Below are 23,910 nucleotides of genomic sequence, written 5' to 3'. Positions count from 1 at the left end.
GCGAGCTCGAAGGAGGACCGGTTCTCCGGAGTTATGAACCGGCGACGGCGCGCACCGCATCCGCGACGAGCGCCGCGAGGTGCTCGGGAGCGTCATCCGGCAGGACCTCGCGACCGAAGGTGAACCGCACCGATGTCTGAGCGACCTCAGGCAGGATGCCGCACGCGAGCAGCACGTGCGAGGGCTCGTCGCTTCCGGCGGCGCATGCCGAGCCGCTCGAAGAGATCACTCCACGCCGCTCCAGCTCCAGCAGCACCGCCTCGCCGCTCGTCCCCGCGAAGGTGAAGCTCGCGGTGCCCGGGAGGCGGTGCACCGGATCGCCGGTGAGTGCTGCTCGCGGAACCGCGGTCAGGACTCCGGCGATGAATCGCCCGGTCGCCGCGCTGACGCGGGCGGAGACGGCATCGCGTTCCGTGTCGGCGAGCTCCAGCGCCACGGCCATCGCCACGGCCCCGGCGACGTTCTCAGTGCCGGATCGGCGCCCACGCTCCTGACCGCCGCCGTGCAGCAGGGGTTCGAGCGGCACCCGCCCTCGCACCGCGAGCACCCCGATCCCCTTGGGGGCGCCGAGCTTGTGACCGGCGAGCGAGATCGCGTCGGCGCCGAGTGCGTTCAGCGGCAACCAGCCGGCCGACTGCACGGCATCGACGTGGAGCGGAACACCGGCCGCGCCGGTCACTGCGGCGAGGGAAGCGACATCCTGCACCGTACCGATCTCGTTGTTCGCATGCCCGAGCGACACCAGAGCCGTATCGTCGCGCAGCGCGGTGGAAAGCGTCTCGGGAGTGACCCGCCCGACGGCATCCACCGCGACGCGAGCGACCGACACCCCGTGGAGGCGGTGCAAGTAGTCCGCTGATTCCAGGATCGATTCGTGCTCGATGGGCGTGGTCACCAGGTGTCGACGGCCGCTCCCGAGTGCCGCCAGCACGATGCCCTTGACTGCGAGGTTGTTGGCCTCGGTGCCCCCGGCAGTGAAGATGACGTCGGAGGGACGCATCCCCAGCACCCTCGCCACACGCTCCCTGGCGTCATCCAGTGCGCTCGCCGCAGCCTCGCCGACGGTGTGGTGACTGGAGGGGTTGCCGTACACCCCGGTCAGGTAGGGGTGCATGGCCTCCCACACTTCCGGACGCACCGGGGAGGTCGCGGCGTGGTCGAGGTAGAGCATCAGGCGATCCGCACATCCAGGCCGAGGTCGAGTGCCCGAGCAGAATGAGTGAGCGCTCCGACGGAGATGACGTCGACGCCGGTCTCGGCGATCGCCCGCACGGTGTCGAGGCTGACGCCTCCGGATGCCTCGACGGTCGCCCGATCTCCGATGAGGTCGACGCCGGCGCGGAGATCCTCGAGCGAGAAGTTGTCGAGCAGCACGGTGTGCGCTCCGCCATCGAGCACAGCGGAGATCTGGTCGAGCCGGTCGACCTCGACGACCACATGCGTGGTGTGCGGAAGCCGTGACAGCGACTCCCTGAGCGCCGTCGCGAGATCCGCCCCCGACCTCTTCAGCACTGCGAGATGGTTGTCCTTCGCCATCACCGCATCCGAGAGCGAGAAGCGGTGATTGCTGCCGCCGCCCGAGACGACGGCGTGCCGCTCGAAAGCACGCAACCCAGGGGTGGTCTTGCGGGTGTCGGCGATGCGCGCACCGGTGCCGGTGACCGCCGTGACGTATGCGGCCGTCAGCGTGGCGATCCCGCTCATCCGTTGCGTGAAGTTCAGGGCGACGCGCTCGGCGGTGAGGATGCTGCGCGCCGACCCTGACACCGATGCGAGCACGTCGCCGGGAGTGAAGGAATCACCGTCGCCGACGTGCACGTCGACGACGAGTGCCGGGTCGGTCAGCGCGAACGCGGCGGCGAAGACATCGCCGCCGCTGAAGACGCCGGCCTCTCTGGCGACCAGGTCGGCGGTCGCGGTGGCGTCTGCGGGAAGCAGCGTGCTGCTGGTCAGATCGCCCCAGGGCGCGTCCTCTTCGAGGGCTGCCCCGACGACACGGGTGAGGGTGGCGGCGGTGAGCATCAGACGGTCTCCAGTTGTGGTGCTTCGATGCGGTCGGCGCTGCGGTAGTGGGCGCCGACGGATTCGGTGCGGGCGAGGGCGGCGGATGCCGTGGCATCGGCGAGCAGAAGCAGATTCACGTCCTCGTGCTCGGCGACCGTGTGCGCAGCGGTGGCACCGGCACGCCAGGCGCGGATCGTGTTGAGCGCATCGGCGAGGCTGTCGTCGGTGCGGAGCAACCCGACTTCGTCCCACATCACCTGCTGCAGCGCCGCCCGGCTGAACGGTCCCCGTTCGTTCCCGTCGCGAAAAGACCCGGTATTCGCGAGGTTCAGCGGGATTTTTTCCGCCGGGAGCGGGCGATCGGATGCCCGGGGCGAGCCGAGAGCCGCAGCAGCGCGGGCGCCGAACACCGCACCCTCGAGCAGGGAGTTCGACGCCAAGCGGTTCGCCCCGTGCACGCCGGTACGGGCGACCTCGCCGACGGCGAAGAGGCCGGGCAGCGACGTGCGGCCGTCGAGGTCGGTCACGACCCCGCCCATCAGGTAGTGCGCCGCCGGCGTCACCGGGATCGGCTCGCGTGCCCAATCGAAGCCGCGTTCGCGGGTGACCCGATCGATGGTCGGGAAGCGCTGAGCGAGGGCGGAAGCCCCGATCATCGTGGCATCCAGCCGCACCGGCGATCCCTGCGCGGTGGCCTGGCGGGCGATCGCTCGGGACACGACGTCGCGGGGCGCGAGTTCGCCGTCTGGATGCACGTCGAACGTGAACCGGCGCCCCGCGTCGTCGATGAGCGTCGCCCCCTCGCCGCGTACGGCTTCGGAGATGAGGAACGCCGGACCGGCGGCCAGGATCGTCGGGTGGAACTGGACGAACTCCAGATCGGCCACCTCGGCGCCTGCGCGCAGCGCCGCGGCGATGCCGTCACCGGTCGTACCGGCCGGGTTGGTCGTGTGCGCGTACAGGTGTCCAGCGCCGCCGGTGGCCAGGATCACGGCATCCGCGGCGAGGTCGGCGGTTGAGCCGTCGATCAGCAGGCGGATGCCGCGCACCGCGCCGTCGCGGACGATCAGATCGATCAGGAACGCGTCCTCGACGACCTCGATGCTGGTGCGGCGCACGGCAGCGACCAGGGCGCGGGAGATGGCGGCACCGGTCGCGTCGCCGCCGGCGTGCACGATCCTCGCGTGGCTGTGCGCGGCCTCGCGCCCGAGAAGCAGTTCACCGTCGGCGGACCGGTCGAAAGCGACGCCGCGTGCGATGAGTTCAGCGATCCTCGTCGCACCTTCGGCGACGAGGACATCGACAGCCGCCGCATCCGAGAGACCGGCGCCGGCGATCAGGGTGTCCGACGCGTGCTGGGCCGCTGAATCCCGAGGGCCGTATACGCCGGCGACCCCGCCCTGGGCGAATCCCGTGCAGCCGTCGCCGAGCGCCGCCTTGGTCACGATGGTGACCGCGTGGCCCGCCTCGTGCGCATGGAGCGCCGCGGTGAGGCCCGCGATTCCCGATCCCACCACGAGCGTGTTCATCGGACGCCGTCCACGACGGGCGGCTTCGCCGCCAGCATCCGCTCCAGCGCCACGCGTGCGGGGTCGGCGACGTCGGCGGACACCTGGATGCGGTTGGGCGTGCGACCGGCGACGAGTTCCTCGAGCACCCAGGCGAGGTAGCCGGGGTGGATGCGGTACATCGTGGAGCACGGGCAGACGACCGGGTCGAGGCAGAAGATCTCGTGCTGGGGGTACTGAGCGGCGAGCCGACGAACGAGGTTGATCTCGGTGCCGATAGCGAAGGCGGTCGGTTCTGTCGCGGCGTCGATCGCGCGGCGGATGTAGTCCGTGGAGCCGGCTTCGTCTGCGGCATCCACCACTTCCATCGGGCACTCCGGGTGCACGATCACGCGTACGTCCGGATTCTCGGCTCGCGCCTGGTCGATCTGCGCGACCGTGAAGCGTCGGTGCACCGAGCAGAACCCGTGCCACAGGATGACCCGCGAATCGACGAGCTCGGTGGCGGTGGAGCCGCCGAGCGGACGCCGCGGATTCCACATCGGCATCTGCTCGAGAGGGACGCCCATCGCCTTGGCGGTGTTGCGGCCCAGGTGCTGATCGGGGAAGAAGAGCACGCGCTGCCCCCGCTCGAACGCCCACTCCAGGACGGTCTGCGCGTTCGATGACGTGCAGACGATGCCGCCGTGCCGTCCGACGAAGCCCTTGATCGCGGCGGAGGAGTTCATGTAGGTCACCGGGATGACCGGAACCCGGCCGGTCTCGTCCACGGCGTCCATGTCTCCGAGCACGTCGGCCAGCTGCTCCCAGCACTCCTCGACCTGGTCGATGTCTGCCATATCGGCCATCGAGCAGCCGGCGGCGAGGTTCGGCAGGATCACGGCCTGATCCGGACCGGAGAGCAGGTCGGCGGTCTCGGCCATGAAGTGCACTCCGCAGAAGACGATCGCCTCGGCATCTGCGCGTCCCTTCGCCGCCGTCGCGAGCTGGAAGGAGTCGCCGACGTAGTCCGCGTGGCGGACCACCTCTTCGCGCTGGTAGAAGTGGCCGAGGATGACGACCCGGTCTCCGAGCGTCGCCTTGGCGGCGCGGATCCGCGCGTCGAGCTCGTCTTCGCCTGCCTCGCGGTATGCGGCGGGCAGTTCGCCCTGACGAGGGGCCCCGGTCGGGATGACGTCGCCCATCGACGAGCCGGGCCCGTAGCCGGGGCGGCTGTCGAAGTCCCATGGACCGGCCGCGAGATCGGTGCTGCACGTGGCGTCGATGGAGGCGCCGGAGACGATCGCCTGGATCGCGTGATCGACCGAGGCGTCGGCCTCGGGAACGGTGGGCGTCGGGACGAAGGTGATGCTCATCGGGTGCTCGTTTCGTCGGAGCCGAGCGGGCCGCGATCGGCGAGCTCGACGTCGGTGTTGTAGCGGTAGAGGCGGGCGGGACGGTGGCTGCCGGTGCGGAAGCGCTCGGTGGGGAGAAGGTTGCCGGCGGCTTCGACCTGGCGGCGGAAGTTCGCCGGATCGAGGTGGCGGCCGAGGATCGCCTCGTAGGCCTCGCGGAGGTCGGCGAGCGTGAATTCGGCGGGCAGGAAGCCGTGCGCGACCCGGCTGTAGCCGACCTTGTTGCGGAGCCGCCAGAGCGCGTACTCGACGATCTGGTTGTGGTCGAAGGCGAGTGGCGGCAGAGCGTCGACGTCGAACCATCGAACGTTCTCCGGTGCGTGTCCGGAGGCCAGGTGCGCAGCGCTCTGTGCATCGACGTCATCCGAGCGCAGCAGCGCCCAGTAGACGATGGAGACCACGCGGGTGGGGGAGCGGTCCACGGCGCCGAACGCATAGAGCTGTTCGAGGTAGCTCGGCGAGAGGCCGGTCGTCTCTGCCAGGGTGCGCGCGGCCGCGTCGACTGCGGATTCCGCAACGGTGAGCCAGCCGCCGGGCAGCGCCCACTGGTCGGCGTAGGGCTCTCTGGTGCGCAGCACGAGGGGCAGCGCGAGTACGGCTTCGCCGTTCGCAGTGCGGCGCAGCGTCAGGATCACCGTCGAGACGGCGACTCGGATGCCGTGGCTTTGAGTCATTGTTACCTTAACCTCCGATTCGATCTTAGTGTCAGACCGACCCTTAGTGCACATCGATGACGAAGATCGACGCTGAGTCCGAAATGTTATGTCCGGAGCTGTGGAGAGGTTGTTACCCCGGATGGGGTTTGTTAGGTTACTGTCCTAACAAACCCCATCCGGGGGTGACTCCATCCGGAGAGAATCCCTCCTGCAGTGCAGCACCGAGAGGAAAAAAGAAGAATGAATAGAAACGGGAAGCGCAAGATCGCGCTCACCGCCGTGGCGGGGGCATCGGTCCTCGCCCTCGGCCTGACGGCCTGCGGCACCGGCGGAGGCGGCGAAACGGCCGCGTCCGGATTCGACCCGGAGTCCGCCAAGGGACAGGACATCACCTTCTGGGTGATGGGTGGGGACACCCCCGAAGAGGCTCGCGAGTTCCTCGTCGATGCGTATGAAGAAGCGACCGGCGGCACGCTCACCATCGAGCAGCAGGACTGGAGCGACGCGCTCACCAAGCTGACCAACCAGCTTCCCGACGCCAAGAACACCCCTGATGTGACCGAGATCGGCAACACCTGGTCGCCCACCTTCACGACAGCCGGTGCGTTCAGCGACCTGAGCCCGATCTTCGAGGATCTCGGCGGCGACAAGCTGCTGGAGTCGTTCGTCGAGGTCGGCGAAGTGGACGGCAAGCAGTACGCGCTGCCGTACTACTTCGGCTCCCGATACATCACCTACCGCAAGGACATCTGGACCGCTGCCGGGCTCGAGGTTCCGAAGACGCTCGACGAGTTCAGCGAGTCGGTCAAGGCGCTTCACACCGACGGCCAGTCCGGTTTCTACATCGGCGGTCAGGACTGGCGCAACGGCATCTCCTGGATCTTCGCCAACGGGGGAGAGCTGGCCAAGAAGGACGGCGACAAGTGGGCTTCCACGCTGTCCGACCCGAAGTCCATCGCGGGACTCGAGCAGTTCCAGGACATCTTCACGGGTGCATCGAACGCTCCGGCCACCGAGGACGACTCGACGCCATGGATCAACATCAACAACGACAAGGGCGGCGCGGCTCCGACCGCGGCGACGATCATCGCTCCGGGCTGGGCTCACTGGTCGGTGGGCGACTACACCGGTGACAACGACGAGGGCGCCGAGGTCCGTGAGTGGAACGACGCCACGTTCGGCGTGTTCCCGCTCCCCGGCCTCGAGGAGGGCTCGGTGGCACCGGTCTTCGCCGGCGGCTCGAACATCGGTGTCTCGGCCAAGAGCGAGAACCAGGCAGGGGCCAAGGAGCTCCTCCGGATCATCTACTCGGACGAGTACCAGACGCTGCTCGCCAAGAACGGCCTGGGTCCGGCGAATGTCGACTTCGTCGGCGATCTCGGCGACGACCAGTTCGCTGAGGCGCTCGTCGACTCCGCACTCGGCTCGAAGCTGACCCCGGCAGCGCCCGGTTGGGCGGCGGTCGAGGGCAAGAAGATCCTGGAGGAGTTCTTCGGCAAGGTCGCGGAGGGCGGAGACGTCGCAGACCTGGCGAAGGAGTACGACGCCAAGATCGACGCCGTCATCAACGGTTGATCACCCTGCGTGGGGGTCGGGTCCGCCCGGCCCCCACGCGTATTTCTCAGACAGGCAGTGCCCGCATGACCACCACAGATGCCCCCGTTTCGCCTCCCGGCCGCACCGGCCGCTCGACCGGCGCCGATCCGTCCGTTCGGCGTCGCGCGCTGGCGCCCTACTTCCTGATCCTCGGCGCCGTTCTCGTGCTGCTGCTCGGCATGGGGTATCCCGTCGTCTGGCAGATCGTCACGTCATTCCAGAAGTACGGGGCGATGCAGCAGCTCGGTGGCAAGGCCCCCGACTTCGTCGGGTTCGACAACTACATCGCCATCGCGCAGGACGGCACGTTCTGGGCGGTGACGTTCCGCTCCGTGCTCTTCTGCCTGGTGACGGCATTCGTCACCATCGTGGTCGGAGTCCTCCTCGCACTACTGATGACCAAGATCCACGCTGCGGCACGCTTCACCCTGCAGATCGCGCTGCTCCTGGCCTGGGCGATGCCCGTGATCGCTGCGATGACCGTGTTCATCTGGCTCTTCAACCGCCAGCGCGGCGTCATCAACTACCTCCTCAGCATGATCCCCGGTGTCGACATGAAGGGATTCAACTGGATCGGCACCACACCGCTGCTCTTCTTCATCGTCGCGTCGATCATCATCATCTGGATGTCGGTGCCGTTCGTGGCGTTCTCGGCGTACGCCGGCCTCACCCAGGTCAGCGGGGAGGTCCTCGAAGCCAGTCAGCTGGACGGCGCGAGCGCCGTGCAGCGGTTCCGCTTCATCGTGTTCCCGGTCCTCAAGCCGGTCATCGCGATCGTCCTGCTCCTCAACCTCATCTGGGATCTGCGCGTCTTCGCCCAGATCACCCTCCTGCAGGACGCCGGGCCCAAGTCGACGGACTACGACCTCCTCGGCACCTACATCTATAAGACCGGAGTCGCCGGGCTTGATTTCGGAGCCGGAGCGGCGATGTCGATCTTCGTCCTGGCGCTGACGATCGCGCTGAGCTGGTTCTATGTGCGCAGCCTCATCAAGGAGGAGGGAAAATGACCGTCACCGCCACCCGCACCGCTGTCGAGAAGAGCGCCGGTCGCGTCGCCGTCAGTGCCGACGGGAGTCGCATCCCAGTGCGTCGCCGGAAGCTCCGCCTGGGCACGTGGCTGCTCAGCATCCTGGCGCTCGTCATCGCCGTCATCTGGGCGTTCCCCGTTTACTGGATGGTCAACTCGTCGATGCTGTCGACGGCCACTCTCGAGTCCTTCACCCCGACGTTCTTCCCGGTCGGCGGGTCCTTCTCGAACTTCGAACGGGTGCTCACGCCGTCATTCTTCTCAGCGCTCGCGGTCAGCGTCGGAGTGACGCTTCTCTCGGTCGCCGTCTGCCTGACGTTCGCGTTCCTCGCGTCCATCGCCATCAGCCGGTTCAAGTTCCGCGGTCGCGTCTCGTTCATCGTGACGATCCTGCTCATCCAGATGCTCCCGGCCGAGGGGCTCTTCATCGCGCAGTACAAGATGATGGCGAGCTTCGGCCTGCTCAGCAACGTACTGGGACTCAGCATCCTGTACGTCGCAGCCGTCGTGCCCTTCACGATCTGGATGCTGCGCGGCTTCGTCGCAGGTGTTCCGGCCGAACTCGAGGAGGCGGGGATGATCGACGGACTCAGCCGGACGCAGGCATTCGTGCGCATCACCCTGCCCCTGCTGGCTCCGGGCCTCGTCGCCTCAGGTGTGTTCGCATTCCTGCAGTGCTGGAACGAGTTCACGGTTGCGCTGGTGATCATGGAGAACAACCGGACCCTGCCGCTCTGGCTGCGCGGGTTCGTCCAGCAGAGCGCGACCCAGGCCATCGACTGGGGTCAGGTCATGGCGGCCTCGACGATCGTGGCCATCCCGGTCATCATCTTCTTCGTCATCGTCCAGGGGCGCATGACGAGCGGACTCGTCGCGGGCGCCGTCAAGGGCTGACATCCGAGCCTGGCTCCGGTCGCAGTTCCCGCCGCTTTCGCGTACATGAAGCGGCAGAAACTGCGACCGGAGCGCACCCGCTAGACTGATCGCACAACCGAACACAGGCCGAATGACCCTCGCGGGAGAGCCCCGGTGAATGCAGCCGGGCACCGAAGGAGCAAGCCTCCCCGCCAATCTCTCAGGTAACGCGTACCGCGCGGTTCCGGCCACTCTGAAAAGCGATCTCGCGCAACGAGATCCGCCGACGGTGAAAGCCCCTGCTTCGATGGTCCTTGGCCTGTCGATGGGCGAAGCTCTCAGGCCTATGACAGAGGGGGAGTTCCCAGGATCGGCGACGCCGCCGGTCCGCCCGATCCAGCCCGGGAGAACTCCATGTCCGACCCCCGCTACACCCCGCTCCGCGAACGCCACGAGGCGCTGGGCGCCTCCTTCACCGACTTCGGTGGCTGGCAGATGCCGGTGCGGTACACCTCCGATCTCGCTGAGCACCACGCCGTGCGTCAGTCCGCCGGACTCTTCGACATCTCGCACATGGCCGAGTTCCTCGTCACCGGTCCGTATGCCGCCGAGTTCCTCGACTACGCGCTTGCGGGCCGCATCTCCACGATGCCGGTCGGCAAGGCCAAGTATTCGCTTGTCCTCGCTGAAAGCGGCGGGATCGTCGACGACGTCATCGCCTACCGGCTGGCAGAAGATCGCTACCTGGTGATCGCCAACGCGGGCAACCGGGGCTTCGTCGATGCGGCGTTCGCATCGCGGGTTCGGTCGTTCCCGTCGATTCCCGAGCGCGAGCTTCCGCCGCGCGGGGCCGATGAGGACCGCAGCTTCGCCGGATTCATCGGTGACCGTGGGGTGGACGTCGAGGACGTCTCCGACTCCTACGCCCTGCTCGCCGTGCAGGGACCCGCTGCCGAGGCAATCGTCTCCGTCGCCAAAGGGATCACCGATCTCGGAACCCCGTGGGCGGAGCAGAAGTACTACGCCTGGGCCGATGCCTTCTTCCTCGGTGAGCCGCTGCTCATCGCCCGCACCGGGTACACCGGCGAGGACGGCTTCGAGCTGCTCGTCCGCGCCGCCGACGCTCCGGCGCTCTGGGACGCCCTGATCGTCGCCGGAGAATCGCACGGCCTCGTGCCGGCCGGTCTCGCCGCTCGCGACACCCTCCGACTCGAGGCGGGCATGCCGCTGTACGGGCACGAGCTGACCCTCGACACGAAGCCCGCGCAGGCCGGACTCCGACGCGTCGTGGCCGTCGACAAGGAGAGCTTCGTCGGCAAGGACGCTGTGGATGCGGCAGCCGACGCACCGATCCTCGTCGGCCTCACCGCCGAGGGCAAGCGCGCCGGCCGTGCCGGCTACGCGGTCGTCGCCGAAGACGGCACCGTTCTCGGCGAGATCACCAGCGGTGCCCTCAGCCCGACCCTCGGCCACCCGATCGCGATGGCCTATGTGACTCCTTCTTCCGCTGAAGAGGGATCCACAGTATTCCTGGATGTGCGGGGGACGAAGATCCCCGCGACCGTGACCGCCCTGCCTTTCTACCGGAGGACAAAATGACCGACCTCAACGCACTGAGCTACACCGAAGAGCACGAGTGGCTCGCGATCGACGGTGAGACCGTCACCATCGGCATCACCGACTACGCGGCCGAGAAGCTCGGCGACGTCGTCTTCGTGGAGCTGCCCGCTGTCGGCACCGAGATCACCGCCGGTGCCGTCGTCGGCGAGATCGAGTCGACGAAGTCGGTCGGCGAGCTCTACGCTCCGGTCGCCGGCACCGTCGTCGAGATCAACGACGCCGTCGTCGACGACCCTTCGCTCGTCAACGCCGAGCCGTTCGCCGGCGGCTGGTTGATCAAGGTCTCCGTCGCGGCCGGCGCTGCCGACGGTCTGCTCGACCGCGACGCGTACGTCGCACTCACGGAGGGCTGATCCAGACGTGGTCTCTTTCGCCGATCGTCATATCGGAACCACCGCCGAGGCGCAGCGGGTCATGCTCGATGCGCTCGGGGTCGAGTCCGAGCTCGAGGACTGGAGCCCCGTCGAGGCGCTGATGCGCCAGGCGGTTCCCTCCTCGATCTTCACCGCAGCGTCGACCGATTCGCTCATCCCCGGCGCCGCCAGCGAGACCGAGGCGCTCGCGGAGCTCCGCGCGCTCGCGGCACGCAACACGGTGAATCGGCCGATGATCGGCCTGGGCTACTACGGCACGATCACCCCGCAGGTGATCCAGCGGAACGTGCTCGAGAACCCGTCCTGGTACACGGCGTACACGCCGTACCAGCCGGAGATCTCCCAGGGGCGCCTGGAGGCGCTCATCAACTTCCAGACGATGGTCGCCGAGCTCACCGGGCTGTCGACCGCGAACGCGTCGATGCTCGATGAGTCCACCGCGGTCGTCGAGGGGATGCTGCTCGCCCGTCGCGCCTCGAAGACGAAATCGAATGTGTTCGTCGTCGACGCCGACGCGCTGCCGCAGACGAAGGCGCTGCTCGCCAACCGTGCCGAGGCCGTCGGCATCGAGCTCGTGACGGTGGACTTCGCCGCGGGGGAGACCCTGCCGGCCGAACTGTTCGGCGTCTTCGTGCAGTACCCCGGCGCATCAGGACGCGTCTGGAACCCGAGTGCCGTCATCGACGCTGCGCACCTGGCCGGTGCCCTCGCCGTCGTCGCGGCCGATCTTCTCGCCCTCACGCTCATCTCGTCGCCGGGTTCGCTGGGCGCGGACGTCGCCGTCGGCACCACCCAGCGTTTCGGCGTGCCGATGGGCTTCGGCGGACCGCACGCCGGCTACATGGCGGTGCGCGCGGGTCTCGAGCGGCAGCTTCCGGGTCGCTTGGTCGGCGTCTCGGTGGATGCCGACGGCAAGCCGGCCTACCGTCTCTCGCTGCAGACGCGCGAGCAGCACATCCGCCGCGAGAAGGCCACGTCGAACATCTGCACCGCGCAGGTGCTCCTCGCCGTGATGGCGTCGATGTACGCCGTTTACCACGGTCCGGACGGACTGCGGGCGATCGCGAAGGAGACCGCGCTGAAGGCCGCGCTGCTGCGCGACTGGCTGGTCGAGGCCGGGGCCGAGGTCGTGCACGAAGCCTTCTTCGACACGCTGCAGGTGCGGGTCCCCGGGCGGGCTGCGGAGTTCGCCGAGCAGGCGCACCACGGCTACGGCATCCTGCTGCACGTGGCGGATGCCGACACGATCGGCATCTCGGTCGATGAGACCACCAGCCACAGCGAACTGCATCAGGTCGCGCAGGTGTTCGGCGGCAAGCAGGAGCGCGTCTTCGGCTTCGGCGACGGCTACAACTCGCTTCCGGGCGACCTCATCCGCGAGACCGACTACCTGACCCACCCGGTGTTCCATGCGCACCGCAGTGAGACCGCCATGATGCGGTACCTGAAGAGCCTCGCCGACCGGGACTACGCCCTGGACCGTGGCATGATCCCGCTCGGTTCGTGCACGATGAAGCTCAACGCCGCGACCGAGATGGCGGCGATCACGTGGCCGGAGTTCGCCGGCATCCACCCGTTCGCGCCGGCATCCGACGTCGAGGGCTATCTCGAACTCGTCGACCAGCTCGAGGGCTGGCTCGCCGAGGTCACGGGCTACGACGCCGTCTCGCTGCAGCCGAACGCGGGCTCGCAGGGTGAGCTCGCCGGCCTCCTGGCCATTCGCGGCTACCACCTCGCCAACGGCGATGATCAGCGCACCGTGTGCCTGATCCCGTCGTCCGCACACGGCACCAACGCGGCATCCGCCGTACTCGCCGGCATGAAGGTCGTCGTCGTCGCCTGCGACGAGCTCGGCAACGTCGACCTCGACGACCTGCGCGCGAAGATCGCAGCGCACGCCGACGAGCTGTCCGCGCTGATGATCACCTATCCGTCGACGCACGGCGTGTACGAGCACGACGTGGTCGAGATCACCGCCGCCGTTCACGACGCCGGCGGGCAGGTCTACGTCGACGGCGCGAACCTCAACGCCCTGCTCGGGTACGCCCGATTCGGCGACCTCGGCGGCGACGTCTCGCATCTCAACCTGCACAAGACGTTCGCGATCCCGCACGGCGGTGGCGGTCCAGGCATCGGACCGGTCGCGGCCAAGGCCCACCTCGCGCCGTTCCTGCCGGGGCATCCGCTTGCGCAGCGTGCTGAGCACTTCGGAGGGTTCACCTTCGAAGGCGGTGCCATCTCCGGTGCGCCATACGGGTCGGCGGGTGTCCTGCCGATCTCGTGGGCCTACGTGCGGATGATGGGTGCCGACGGACTCCGCCGTGCGACGGCCGCGGCCGTCCTCTCGGCGAATTACATCGCTGCGCGCCTCGGCGAGCACTACCCGGTGCTGTACACGGGCGAGAACGGCCGCGTCGCGCATGAGTGCATCCTGGACCTCCGTCCCCTCAAGGAAGCCACAGGCATCACCGTCGACGACGTCGCCAAGCGACTCATCGACTATGGCTTCCACGCGCCGACGATGTCGTTCCCCGTCGCGGGCACGCTCATGGTCGAGCCGACCGAGTCGGAGGACATCGGCGAGATCGAGCGGTTCATCGAGGCGATGATCCAGATCAAGGCCGAGGCGGATGCTGTCGCCGCAGGCCGCTGGCCCGCCGACGACAACCCGCTGGTGGGGGCGCCGCACACCGCGGTCTCGCTGATCGCGGGGGAGTGGGCGCACGCCTACACCCGCGAGGAGGCTGCGTACCCGATTCCGGCGCTCGTCGCGGGCAAGTACTGGCCGCCGGTGCGCCGCATCGACCAGGCATACGGCGACCGCAACCTCGTCTGCGCCTGCCCGCCGGTGGAGGCATTCGCCTGAGACGAAACCGCACGTCCGAACGGCGTTCCGCATACCCGCCCGGGTACGCGGAACGCCGTTTTCGCGCGCCTCCCGGTTACAGCGCTGTTACGGATGGTCACCACTCAGTAACAGTTCATTAGCGGAGATAGGTACGGGGGATTCTGGGGGTTACTCTCAACTATCGCCGCGCATTCGACGAGGAGTGCGCGTTTATCCATGTCCATCAGGAGGACACAAAGTGAAGCGAAACAAGATCGCCCTTGCGGGCACCGCGTTGTTTGTCATCGGCGCGCTAGCACTCGCCGGTTGCGCCGCTGGCGGGACCCCCGAGACGGAAGAAACGTCATCCGGTGACCCCACGGCCGTCATCTCGGTCAACAACACCGAACCGCAGAACCCGCTGATCCCGACGAACACCAACGAGGTGGGCGGCGGACTCGTCATCCAGAGCATGTTCGCTGGCCTGGTCTACTACGACGCGGAAGGCGCTGTTCACAACGATGTCGCCGAGTCGATCGAGACCGACGACGCGCAGACCTTCACCATCAAGATCAAGCCCGACCAGACCTTCACCAACGGTGACCCGGTCGACGCCGAGGCTTTCGTCACGGCGTGGAACTACGGCGCCGCGCTCGACAACGCGCAGCTCTCGAGCTACTTCTTCGAGTCCATCGAGGGCTTCTCCTACGACGAGAACGTCCCCGAGCTCTCCGGCCTGAAGGTCGTCGACGACCTCACCTTCACGGTCAAGCTGAAGCAGCCCGAGTCCGACTTCCCGCTGCGTCTCGGATACACCGCCTACTTCCCGATGCCGGCCTCGGCGTGGGACGACCTCGAGGCGTTCGGCGAGAACCCCGTCGGCAACGGACCGTACGCGTTCGAGGAGGAAGGCGCCTGGAAGCACAACGAGCGCATCGACCTCGTGAAGAACGACGAGTACACCGGTCCGCGTGAGGCGCAGAACGGCGGAGTCGACATGATCCTCTACGCCAGCACCGATGCCGCGTACGCCGACCTTCAGGGCGGCAACCTCGACATCCTCCAGGAGATCCCGGACAGCGCGCTGCAGACCTTCGAGAGCGATTTCGAGGGACGCACGGTGAACCAGCCGGCAGCGGCCAACGCCACCATCACGATCCCGGGCCGCCTCGACCACTTCAGCGGTGAGGAAGGCATCCTGCGTCGTCAGGCGATCTCGCACGCGATCAACCGCGAAGAGATCACCGATGTGGTCTTCAACGGCACGCGTACCCCGGCGAAGGACTTCACCTCGCCCGTGATCGACGGATACTCCGAGGAGATCCCTGGTTCCGAGGTGCTCGAGTTCGATGCGGATGAGGCGAAGAAGCTATGGGCCGAGGCCGACGCCATCGCCCCGTGGAGCGGCACCTTCGAGATCCAGTACAACGCTGACGGCCCGAACCAGGGCTGGGTCGATGCGATCGCGAACCAGCTGAAGAACAACCTCGGCATCGAGGCAGCGGGCAAGCCGATCCCGACCTTCGCAGAGCACCGCACGCTGATCACCGAGCGTCAGGCGACCACTGCCTTCCGCAACGGATGGCAGTTCGACTACCCGTCGATGTTCAACGGCCTCGGCCCGATCTACGGCACCGACGCGGGATCGAACGACGGCGACTACTCGAACGCGGAGTTCGACAAGCTCCTCGATGAAGGCGCTTCGGCGGCGGATGTCGAAGACGGCATCAAGAAGTTCCAGGAGGCGCAGGAGATCCTGTTCCAGGAGCTTCCCTCCATCCCGCTCTGGTACACCAACGCCATGGGCGCGTGGGGCGAGAGCGTGGAGGACGTGGAGTTCGGCTGGGACACCTGGCCGATCCTCTACCAGGTCACGAAGGCCGCCGAGTAGGTCTGATAGCACTCTCCTGTGAGGCGGTGACGATTCTTCGTCGCCGCCTCACAGGCCGTGTTGGTCATACCTTTTCGCTTCCTGACTACGGGACAACAGATGCTCGGCTATATCCTGAGACGTTTCCTGCAGGTGATTCCGGTGTTCTTCGGAGCCACCCTGCTCATCTACTTCCTCGTGTTCGCCATGCCAGGCGACCCGATCCTCGCGCTGTTCGGCGACCGCACCCCGAACCCGGCGGTCGTGCAGCAGCTGCGCGAGCAATACCACCTGAACGACCCGTTCCTCGTGCAGTACTGGTACTACATCACCGGCGTGTTCCAGGGTGACCTCGGCACCACGTTCTCGGGTCGCCCCGTCTCCGCGGTGCTCGTCGAGACGCTTCCGGTCACCGGCCGGCTCGCGGTGATGGCCATCGGCATCGAGTTCGTGCTCGCGATCATCATCGGCACGATCTCGGCGCTGTACAAGGGCAAGCTGTTCGACCATGTCGCTCTGGTCGTCGCGCTCGTCGCGATCGCGATCCCGATCTTCGTCGTCGCGTTCCTCGCGCAGTACTTCCTCGCGATCCAGTGGGGACTGTTCAAGCCCACCGTCGGCGCCGACAACGACTGGGGCGGCCTGTGGCTGCCCGCGATCGTGCTCGGCTTCAGCCTGTATGCGGTCAGCATGCGGCTCATGCGCAGTTCGGTGATCGACACCCTCAATCAGGACTGGGTGCGCACCGCGTACAGCAAGGGGCTTTCGCGCGGCCGCGTGATCCCCGTGCACGTGCTTCGCAACTCCCTGATCCCGGTGATCACCAACTCGGCGACCAACTTCGGTGTGCTGCTGGTCGGTGCGACCGTCACGGAGGGCATCTTCAACGTCCCCGGTGTCGGCAACACGCTGTACCAGGCCGCGATCCGCAATGAAGGCCCCACCGTGGTCTCCTTCGTCACGGTCTTCGTGATCCTGTACGTCCTGGTCAACCTCGTCATCGACCTGCTCTACGGTCTGCTCGACCCAAGGATCCGTTATGCCTGACCCCACTACGCAGAAGCACTTCGTCGCGCCGATCGAGACGGAGACGATCTCCGTCGACGCGGTGCGGATCGCCGAGAAGCCGAGCAACCTGTGGCGTGACGCGTGGACTGATCTCCGACGTCGCCCGCTGTTCTGGGCTTCCGTCGCGCTCGCCCTCATCTTCCTGGTGATGGCAGTGTGGCCGACCCTGTTCACCTCGACCCCACCGAACGGCGATTGCCAGCTCTCGAACAGCAATGGCGGGCCGACAGACGGGCACCCGCTCGGGTTCACGTTCCAAGGATGCGACATCTACGCACGCCTCATCTGGGGTGCGCAGACCTCGCTGTCGGTCGGCCTGCTCGCCACGCTCATCTCCTCGGTCCTCGGGCTGATCATGGGCGCGCTGGCCGGGTTCTACGGAGGATGGCTGGATTCGCTGCTCTCGCGGGTCGGCGACATCTTCTTCGCGATCCCGTACATCCTCGCGGCAGTCGTCGTCATGACGGTGTTCTCGCAGTACCGGTCCGTACCGGTCCTCGCGCTCGCGATCGGTGGTTTCGCCTGGGCATCGACTGCCAGAGTCGTGCGCGCCGAAGTGCTGAGAGTCCGGCAGGCCGACTTCGTCGTCGCGTCGCGGGCGCTCGGCAAGGGCAAATTCGGAACTCTCGTCGCCCACGTGATTCCGAACGCGCTCGCGCCGCTGCTCGTCCTGACGACGCTCAGCCTCGCCGCGTCGATCGTCGCCGAGGCGACGCTGTCGTTCCTCGGCGTCGGTCTGGGAAGCTCGACCATGTCGTGGGGCAACGACATCAGCGCGGCACAGTCGTCGCTGCGCGTCGCGCCGATGGCACTCATCTATCCGTCGATCGCGCTCACCCTTGCGGTGCTCGCGTTCGTGACTCTGGGCGAGCTGATCCGAGACGCCCTCGACCCGAAGGCGAGGGCACGTCGATGAACGATCGTGCAGCCGCACAGATCCCCCTGCTCAGCGTGCGCGACCTCACGGTCGCGTTCCGCACGCAGGAGGGCGTGAAAGAGGTTCTCCACGGGGCGAGCTTCGACATCTTCCCGGGTGAGACCGTGGCGATCGTCGGGGAGTCGGGTTCGGGCAAGTCCACGACGGCCACAGCCATCGTGAACCTCCTTCCCGGCACCGGAATGATCACCGGCGGATCGATCACGCTCGACGGCCGCGAGCTGACGACCCTCGGCCGCACCGCGATCGAGAACGTTCGGGGCCGCGAGATCGGCTTCGTGCCGCAGGATCCGATGTCGAACCTCAACCCCGTCTGGAGCATCGGCTTCCAGGTGAAGGAGGCGATCCGGGCCAACGGGATCGCACAGGGCCGCGCCGCCGTCAAGGCGCGCGCGATCGAGGTGCTGCAGCAGGCCGGCCTGGCGGATGCCGAGCGGCGTCTGCATCAGTTCCCGCACCAGTTCTCCGGAGGCATGCGGCAGCGCGCGCTGATCGGAATCGGCCTGGCAGCCGACCCGAAGCTGCTCATCGCCGACGAGCCGACCTCCGCGCTGGACGTCACCGTGCAGCGGGTGATCCTCGATCACATGGCCTCTCTCACACGTGACAGGGGCACTTCGGTGCTTCTGATCACCCACGACCTCGGCTTGGCGGCCGAGCGTGCGGAGAAGATCATCGTGATGAGCAACGGGAACATCGTCGAGGCAGGGCCGAGCCGGCAGATCCTCGAGGATCCACAGCATCCGTACACGAAACGACTGGTCTCCGCAGCGCCCAGCATCGCATCGCAGCGCATCCAGGCGGTCGTCGAGGACCGGGGCATCGAAACCCTCAAGGACCTCGCCGACATCCCGCCGACGGTGCGAGTGGCCGGCCTCACGAAGGACTACCGGATCCGCCAGGGAGGCTTCCGCAGCGAAGCATTCCGGGCTGTCGACGACGTCACCTTCGAGATCCCGAAGGGCAAGACCCTGGCTCTCGTCGGGGAATCCGGTTCGGGCAAGTCGACGGTGGCGAAGATGGTGCTCAAGCTCGAAGAGCCGACCAGCGGCACCATCGAGATCGACGGCCAGGATGTGTCGCGCCTCTCGAACGCTCAGGCGTTCGGCCTGCGTCGACGCATGCAGCCGGTCTTCCAGGACCCGTACGGATCTCTTGACCCGCTGCGCAACATCGGCGCCACCATCGCAGAGCCGCTGCAGATCCACGGTGTGGGCGATCGCACCTCGCAGCGCGAACGGGTGGAGGAGCTCCTCGATCAGGTCTCGCTGCCGCGGGTGCTGGCGACGAGGTACGCGAACGAGTTGTCCGGCGGACAGCGGCAGCGCGTCGCGATCGCGCGCGCGCTCGCCCTCAAGCCCGACATCGTCGTTCTCGATGAGGCGGTGTCGGCGCTCGATGTGCTGGTGCAGGATCAGGTCCTGAAGCTGCTCGCCGACCTGCAGTCGGAGCTCGATCTGACGTACCTGTTCATCACGCACGACCTCGCGGTCGTTCGCGTCTCGAGCGACCTCGTGTGCGTGATGGAGAAGGGGCGCGTCGTCGAGCAGGGCACGGTCGATGAGATCTTCGCGAACCCGCAGCAGGAGTACACGGATCGCCTCTTGCAGGCGATCCCCGGCGCCTCCATCGCGCTCGGCGGACGCTGACGGTGACGGACGACGAACGCCCGGAGGGCACGCGGACGTTCCGCGCGTCCTCCGGGCCGGTCGTGATGATCATCTCGGGGCTGCTTGCGGCGTTCCTCCTCGGTGATGCCGTGGTGCGCGCGGGCTGGGGGCAGATGCTCCTGCTCGCCCCGTGGGTGCTGCTGACGTTGTGGGTGGTCTATGAGGTCAGCTCCGTCTCCCTCGTCCGCGTCGACGCGGACGGAGCGCTCGTGCAGAACATGCTCCGCAGGACGAGCTTCGGCTGGACCCGGGTGCGAGACATCGATATGCGCTGGCAGCTGGTGTTCTCGCTCGACGACGGCACCGACGTCACCTGCTACGGCGGTCCGGCGCGGTCGCGCCCGGTGCGTCGCCCGTCGCGGGATGACGTGGAGGTCAAGATGCCGGCGGGCGTTCGCGAGCTCACCGGGATTCGGGATCGCTGGGAAGCGGCCGGCGGTGCAGCGGATGCTCCGATCCGTCGCACCTGGGACGCAACGGCACTGATCGTCTTGGGCGTGCTCGTGCTCTGGGCAGCCGCAGCCGTCGTGATCGCGAATCTCTGACCCGCCCGCTGTGCGCGGCCTCGTAGAGCGACGGAGGGACTACGCCGGCAGGCCGAACAGCGCGGGCCAGGTCGCGGCGGCCCACGGGTAGCCGACGAACACCGTCGCGTCGATGAGGAAATGCGCGACCAGGAACGGCAGCAGTCGTCCGGTGCGCAGGAACAGCCAGCCGAACAGCATCCCCATCGCGAAATTCCCGATGAACGCGCCCGGTCCCTGATAGAGGTGATAGCTCGCACGCAGCACGCTGGTGGCGATGATGATCGTCCAGGGCCCCCACCCCAGCTGCTTCAGCCGCGCGAACAGGTAGCCGAGCACGACGAACTCCTCCTGCAGGGAGGCGCGTGCCGCGGCGAGCAGCAGGACCGGCACCGTCCACCAGTACGCGTCCAGCCCGGCCGGGTTCACGGCGACGAAGAGTCCCAGCATGCGTCCGACGAGATACAGGGCGAGGCCGGGGATGCCGATCGCCAGCACCAGCAGGATGCCGCCGCCGGTGTCTCGTCCGATCCGGGTGCCGTCGAGGCCGAGCCGGCCGAGGTGCGGGCGCGACGACTGCCAGAGCAGGAAGCACACCAGCAGCACCGGGACGATGGAGAACCCGATCGACAGCACCTGGTAGATCAGGTCGAACAGTTCGCGATCGCTGCGCGAGGGATTGAGTGTCGCCACCTGATCGGCGAGCGGCTTCTCGTCGGTGAGTCGATAGGCGAGCTGGACGATCGCGTACACCGCGGACTGGCCGAGTCCGAGCGCCAGGACGATCGCGATCTCCCACCACAGGCGCGTGCGCGAGGGTGCGGGATGCGTGAGCGGCGCGAGTGCGGGAGCGGGTCGAGGGGTCACGTCCCCGATCGTACGACGTCCGCCCAGGAACGATGCCTGACCATGCGATACCCTGGTATGTCGGCATCCCGACCCTTTCCCCTCCCTTTTAGGACTTCTGCATGGCGCACGCCCTCCGCTCTGACCTCCGCAACGTCGCAATCGTCGCGCACGTCGACCACGGAAAGACCACGCTCGTCGACGCCATGCTGCGTCAGACCGGCTCTTTCGGCTCCCACGAGCACATGGAAGAACGCGCCATGGACTCCAACGACCTCGAGCGTGAGAAGGGCATCACGATCCTCGCCAAGAACACGGCGATCACCTACAAGGGCAAGCACGCCGAGGGCAAGGAGATCACGATCAACGTGATCGACACCCCCGGCCACGCCGACTTCGGCGGCGAGGTCGAGCGCGGCCTGTCGATGGTCGACGGCGTCGTGCTGCTCGTGGACGCGTCCGAGGGGCCGCTGCCGCAGACCCGCTTCGTGCTGCGCAAGGCGCTCGAGGCGAAGCTCCCCGTCATCCTCCTGGTCAACAAGACCGACCGTCCCGACGCCCGCATCGCCGAGGTCGAGGAAGAGGCGCACGACCTGCTGCTCGGCCTCGCGTCCGACCTCGTCGACGACGTGCCGGACCTCGACGTCGATGCCCTGCTCGACGTGCCGATCGTCTACGCGTCCGGCCGCAACGGCGCCGCGTCGCTCAACCGCCCGGAGAACGGCTCGCTGCCCGACAACGGTGACCTCGAACCGCTCTTCGAGGCGATCCTCAAGCACGTGCCGGCTCCGGCGTACGACGACGAGGCGCCGCTGCAGGCATGGGTCACGAACCTCGACTCCAGCCCGTTCCTCGGTCGTCTGGCACTGCTCCGTGTCTTCAACGGCACGCTGAAGAAGGGCCAGACAGTGGCCTGGGTCCGCGCCGACGGCACCCACCAGAACGCTCGTATCACCGAGCTCCTGAAGACTCGCGCCCTCGAGCGCTACCCCGCAGAGTCCGCCGGCCCCGGCGACATCGTCGCGATCGCCGGTTTCGAGAACATCACGATCGGTGAGACCATCGCCGACCCCGAAGATGTGCGTCCGCTCCCGGCCATCACGGTCGACGACCCCGCCATCTCGATGACGATCGGCACCAACACCTCGCCGCTCATGGGCAAGGTCAAGGGCCACAAGCTCACCGCTCGCATGGTCAAGGACCGTCTCGACAAGGAGCTCATCGGAAACGTCTCGCTCAAGGTCGTCGACATCGGACGTCCGGATGCGTGGGAAGTGCAGGGCCGCGGAGAGCTGGCCCTCGCGATCCTCGTCGAGAACATGCGCCGCGAAGGCTTCGAGCTCACTGTCGGCAAGCCGCAGGTGGTCACGAAGAAGGTCGACGGCAAGACCTACGAGCCGTTCGAGCACCTCACCATCGACACTCCGGAAGAGCACCTCGGCGCGATCACGCAGCTCCTGGCGAACCGCAAGGGCCGCATGGAGAACATGACCAACCACGGCACCGGCTGGGTGCGCATGGAGTTCATCGTCCCGTCGCGCGGCCTCATCGGCTTCCGCAGCGAGTTCCTGACCACCACTCGCGGCACCGGCATCGCGAACGCGATCTCGCACGGCTACGAGCCGTGGGCCGGCTCCATCACGACGCGTCAGAACGGTTCGATCGTCGCTGACCGCCAGGGTGTCGTCACCCCGTTCGCGATGATCGCCCTGCAGGAGCGCATGTCGTTCTTCGTGCAGCCCACGCAGGAGGTCTACGAGGGCATGGTGATCGGTGAGAACTCGCGCGCCGATGACATGGACGTGAACATCACCAAGGAGAAGAAGCTCACCAACATGCGTGCAGCGAGCTCCGACACGTTCGAGTCGATGACCCCGCCGCGTCAGCTGACGCTGGAGGAGAGCCTGGAGTTCGCCCGCGACGACGAGTGCGTCGAAGTGACGCCCGAGGTCGTGCGCATCCGCAAGGTGAACCTCGACGCGAACACCCGCGCACGCGAGACTGCGCGCCTCAAGCGCCAGGACGCCAACGTCTGAGAATCGCCTCTGAAAGAGGGCCCCGCAGCGCCGAATCGGCGCGCGCGGGGCCCTCTTCTCATGCAATGCCCAGGTGAGAGCAGGTTTTCACTCAGGTTCATCGTGCAGACTCGATGGCTTGCGCCCGGGACGAACTCCCGATGAGTCTCCTGTCGAGGGCGTACGACGACCCGAAAGTCGAAATCCATGCTTCACAAGACCCGTACCCTTCGGCGCGCCTCCGCGGCCGCGTCCGCCCGTGCAGCCGTCACCGCACGCCGTCCGATGATGATCCTCGGCACGGCGACGGCGGCGCTTCTCGGCGCAGCTCTCACCGCCGGCCTCGTGTCGGCACCGGCTGCCGGCGCCGAACAGCCGGATGCGACGGCGATCGTCTCGGCGTTCGTCACCGGTTCCGAACTGCCTACGAAGAACGCGGACACTGCCGCGATCACGATGGTGGAAGCGCGGGAGGCCGTGGCCGCCGCCGATGCGCTGACCGATGAGGTCGCTGAATCCGGCCTGGCGATCGACCCGGCCGTCGCACCGCTCGACACCACTGATCTGCAGGACCGGATCGATGCGCTGGATGATCGCGCCGAGATGCCGGTGCTGGTGCTGGCCGTCCTCACCGCGGATTCCGTCACCGAGACCGAAGAGGTGCTCGCGGACACCGAGAAGCTGCAGGCGGCGTTCACCGCCGCACAGGAGCAGAAGGCCGCCGCCGACGCGGCGCAGGCCGCCGCAGAGCAGGCCGCCGCAGAACAGGCGGCGCAGCTCGCCTCGCTGGCTGCGACGAACACGGTCGACGGCGCGAAGGCGACCGCCCAGCAGATGGCAGCTAACCAGTACGGCTGGGGCGCCGATCAGTTCTCCTGCCTCGATTCGCTGTGGAACAAGGAATCCGGCTGGAACTACCAGGCGTACAACGACTCCAGTGGCGCCACCGGCATCCCGCAGTCACTGCCCGGCAGCAAGATGGCCTCGGCGGGCAGCGACTGGGAGACGAACGCAGCGACACAGATCGCGTGGGGTCTCGGGTACATCTCGTCTGTGTACGGCACGCCCTGCAGCGCTTGGTCGCACTCGCAGTCGACGGATTGGTACTGAACGGCC

The 23,910-nt window shown here is 67.4% G+C and carries 19 protein-coding genes and 1 riboswitch; of the genes, 13 read left to right on the top strand and 6 right to left on the bottom strand.

Annotated elements, in window-relative coordinates; translation table 11 throughout:
* Nucleotides 1-31: 31 nt before the first annotated feature.
* The 5 genes from MRBLWO13_RS17630 to MRBLWO13_RS17610 are packed head-to-tail and all read right to left on the bottom strand — an operon-like array spanning nucleotide 32 to nucleotide 5,580.
* Nucleotides 32-1,171, bottom strand: a complete 1,140-nt coding sequence (locus MRBLWO13_RS17630) for a cysteine desulfurase family protein (RefSeq protein WP_341975390.1) — start codon at nucleotides 1,169-1,171, stop codon at nucleotides 32-34.
* The gene (gene nadC / locus MRBLWO13_RS17625; RefSeq protein ID WP_341975389.1) at nucleotides 1,171-2,022 is read right to left on the bottom strand and encodes a carboxylating nicotinate-nucleotide diphosphorylase; all 852 of its coding nucleotides are present in this window, start codon (nucleotides 2,020-2,022) and stop codon (nucleotides 1,171-1,173) included. The genes MRBLWO13_RS17630 and nadC overlap by 1 nt, the downstream gene beginning before the upstream one ends.
* A complete protein-coding gene (nadB, locus tag MRBLWO13_RS17620) occupies nucleotides 2,022-3,533 on the bottom strand; it encodes an L-aspartate oxidase (RefSeq protein WP_341975388.1) in 1,512 nt (503 codons plus the stop codon). Before nadB ends, nadC begins: the two co-directional genes overlap by 1 nt.
* On the bottom strand, nucleotides 3,530-4,867 hold the full coding sequence (nadA, locus tag MRBLWO13_RS17615) for a quinolinate synthase NadA (RefSeq protein WP_341975386.1): 1,338 nt from the start codon (nucleotides 4,865-4,867) through the stop codon (nucleotides 3,530-3,532). The genes nadB and nadA overlap by 4 nt, the downstream gene beginning before the upstream one ends.
* The gene (locus MRBLWO13_RS17610) at nucleotides 4,864-5,580 is read right to left on the bottom strand and encodes an NUDIX domain-containing protein (RefSeq protein ID WP_341975385.1); all 717 of its coding nucleotides are present in this window, start codon (nucleotides 5,578-5,580) and stop codon (nucleotides 4,864-4,866) included. The genes nadA and MRBLWO13_RS17610 overlap by 4 nt, the downstream gene beginning before the upstream one ends.
* A gap of 222 nt (nucleotides 5,581-5,802) precedes the next feature.
* On the opposite strand from MRBLWO13_RS17610, the gene MRBLWO13_RS17605 reads away from it, so the two are divergent.
* From MRBLWO13_RS17605 to MRBLWO13_RS17555, 11 genes are all read left to right on the top strand, one after another.
* On the top strand, nucleotides 5,803-7,137 hold the full coding sequence (locus tag MRBLWO13_RS17605) for an extracellular solute-binding protein (protein WP_341975384.1): 1,335 nt from the start codon (nucleotides 5,803-5,805) through the stop codon (nucleotides 7,135-7,137).
* A gap of 65 nt (nucleotides 7,138-7,202) precedes the next feature.
* Nucleotides 7,203-8,168, top strand: coding sequence for a sugar ABC transporter permease (locus MRBLWO13_RS17600; protein WP_341975383.1), 966 nt, complete (start codon nucleotides 7,203-7,205; stop codon nucleotides 8,166-8,168).
* Entirely contained in the window at nucleotides 8,165-9,082 is a 918-nt protein-coding gene (locus MRBLWO13_RS17595; RefSeq protein WP_341975382.1) for a carbohydrate ABC transporter permease, read from the top strand. The genes MRBLWO13_RS17600 and MRBLWO13_RS17595 overlap by 4 nt, the downstream gene beginning before the upstream one ends.
* 112 nt (nucleotides 9,083-9,194) lie before the next feature.
* A riboswitch (glycine riboswitch) is annotated at nucleotides 9,195-9,290 on the top strand.
* 167 nt (nucleotides 9,291-9,457) lie between these two features.
* Nucleotides 9,458-10,642 carry a glycine cleavage system aminomethyltransferase GcvT gene (locus tag MRBLWO13_RS17590; protein WP_341975381.1) on the top strand — a complete coding sequence of 395 codons (1,185 nt, stop codon included), beginning with the start codon at nucleotides 9,458-9,460 and terminating at the stop codon, nucleotides 10,640-10,642.
* Nucleotides 10,639-11,016 carry a glycine cleavage system protein GcvH gene (gcvH, locus tag MRBLWO13_RS17585; RefSeq protein WP_341975380.1) on the top strand — a complete coding sequence of 126 codons (378 nt, stop codon included), beginning with the start codon at nucleotides 10,639-10,641 and terminating at the stop codon, nucleotides 11,014-11,016. The genes MRBLWO13_RS17590 and gcvH overlap by 4 nt, the downstream gene beginning before the upstream one ends.
* Nucleotides 11,017-11,023: 7 nt before the next feature.
* Nucleotides 11,024-13,903: an aminomethyl-transferring glycine dehydrogenase gene (gene gcvP / locus MRBLWO13_RS17580; RefSeq protein ID WP_341975379.1), complete on the top strand. Its 2,880-nt coding sequence runs from the start codon at nucleotides 11,024-11,026 to the stop codon at nucleotides 13,901-13,903.
* A 220-nt stretch (nucleotides 13,904-14,123) separates the two neighbouring features.
* Nucleotides 14,124-15,755: an ABC transporter substrate-binding protein gene (locus MRBLWO13_RS17575; RefSeq protein ID WP_341975378.1), complete on the top strand. Its 1,632-nt coding sequence runs from the start codon at nucleotides 14,124-14,126 to the stop codon at nucleotides 15,753-15,755.
* Nucleotides 15,756-15,854: 99 nt separating this feature from the next.
* Nucleotides 15,855-16,781, top strand: coding sequence for an ABC transporter permease (locus MRBLWO13_RS17570; protein WP_341975377.1), 927 nt, complete (start codon nucleotides 15,855-15,857; stop codon nucleotides 16,779-16,781).
* Nucleotides 16,774-17,718 (top strand): ABC transporter permease, encoded by a 945-nt coding sequence (locus MRBLWO13_RS17565; RefSeq protein WP_341975376.1) that lies wholly within the window; start codon nucleotides 16,774-16,776, stop codon nucleotides 17,716-17,718. Before MRBLWO13_RS17570 ends, MRBLWO13_RS17565 begins: the two co-directional genes overlap by 8 nt.
* Nucleotides 17,715-19,388, top strand: a complete 1,674-nt coding sequence (locus MRBLWO13_RS17560; protein WP_341975375.1) for an ABC transporter ATP-binding protein — start codon at nucleotides 17,715-17,717, stop codon at nucleotides 19,386-19,388. Before MRBLWO13_RS17565 ends, MRBLWO13_RS17560 begins: the two co-directional genes overlap by 4 nt.
* Nucleotides 19,389-19,390: 2 nt before the next feature.
* Nucleotides 19,391-19,954 carry a PH domain-containing protein gene (locus MRBLWO13_RS17555; RefSeq protein WP_341975374.1) on the top strand — a complete coding sequence of 188 codons (564 nt, stop codon included), beginning with the start codon at nucleotides 19,391-19,393 and terminating at the stop codon, nucleotides 19,952-19,954.
* Between the two features lie 39 nt (nucleotides 19,955-19,993).
* Here the strand turns inward: MRBLWO13_RS17555 and MRBLWO13_RS17550 are convergent, their stop codons facing one another.
* On the bottom strand, nucleotides 19,994-20,800 hold the full coding sequence (locus MRBLWO13_RS17550; protein ID WP_341975373.1) for a CPBP family intramembrane glutamic endopeptidase: 807 nt from the start codon (nucleotides 20,798-20,800) through the stop codon (nucleotides 19,994-19,996).
* A 101-nt stretch (nucleotides 20,801-20,901) separates the two neighbouring features.
* On the opposite strand from MRBLWO13_RS17550, the gene typA reads away from it, so the two are divergent.
* Both typA and MRBLWO13_RS17540 read left to right on the top strand, forming a co-directional pair.
* On the top strand, nucleotides 20,902-22,815 hold the full coding sequence (typA, locus tag MRBLWO13_RS17545; protein ID WP_341975372.1) for a translational GTPase TypA: 1,914 nt from the start codon (nucleotides 20,902-20,904) through the stop codon (nucleotides 22,813-22,815).
* Nucleotides 22,816-23,001: 186 nt separating this feature from the next.
* On the top strand, nucleotides 23,002-23,904 hold the full coding sequence (locus tag MRBLWO13_RS17540) for a phospholipase (protein WP_341975371.1): 903 nt from the start codon (nucleotides 23,002-23,004) through the stop codon (nucleotides 23,902-23,904).
* Nucleotides 23,905-23,910 lie beyond the last annotated feature (6 nt).

This window comes from Microbacterium sp. LWO13-1.2 (assembly GCF_038397725.1).
GTDB lineage: Bacteria > Actinomycetota > Actinomycetes > Actinomycetales > Microbacteriaceae > Microbacterium.
Note: the sequence above shows the minus strand (reverse complement) of the source record. Positions and strands in the feature narration are given on the sequence as shown.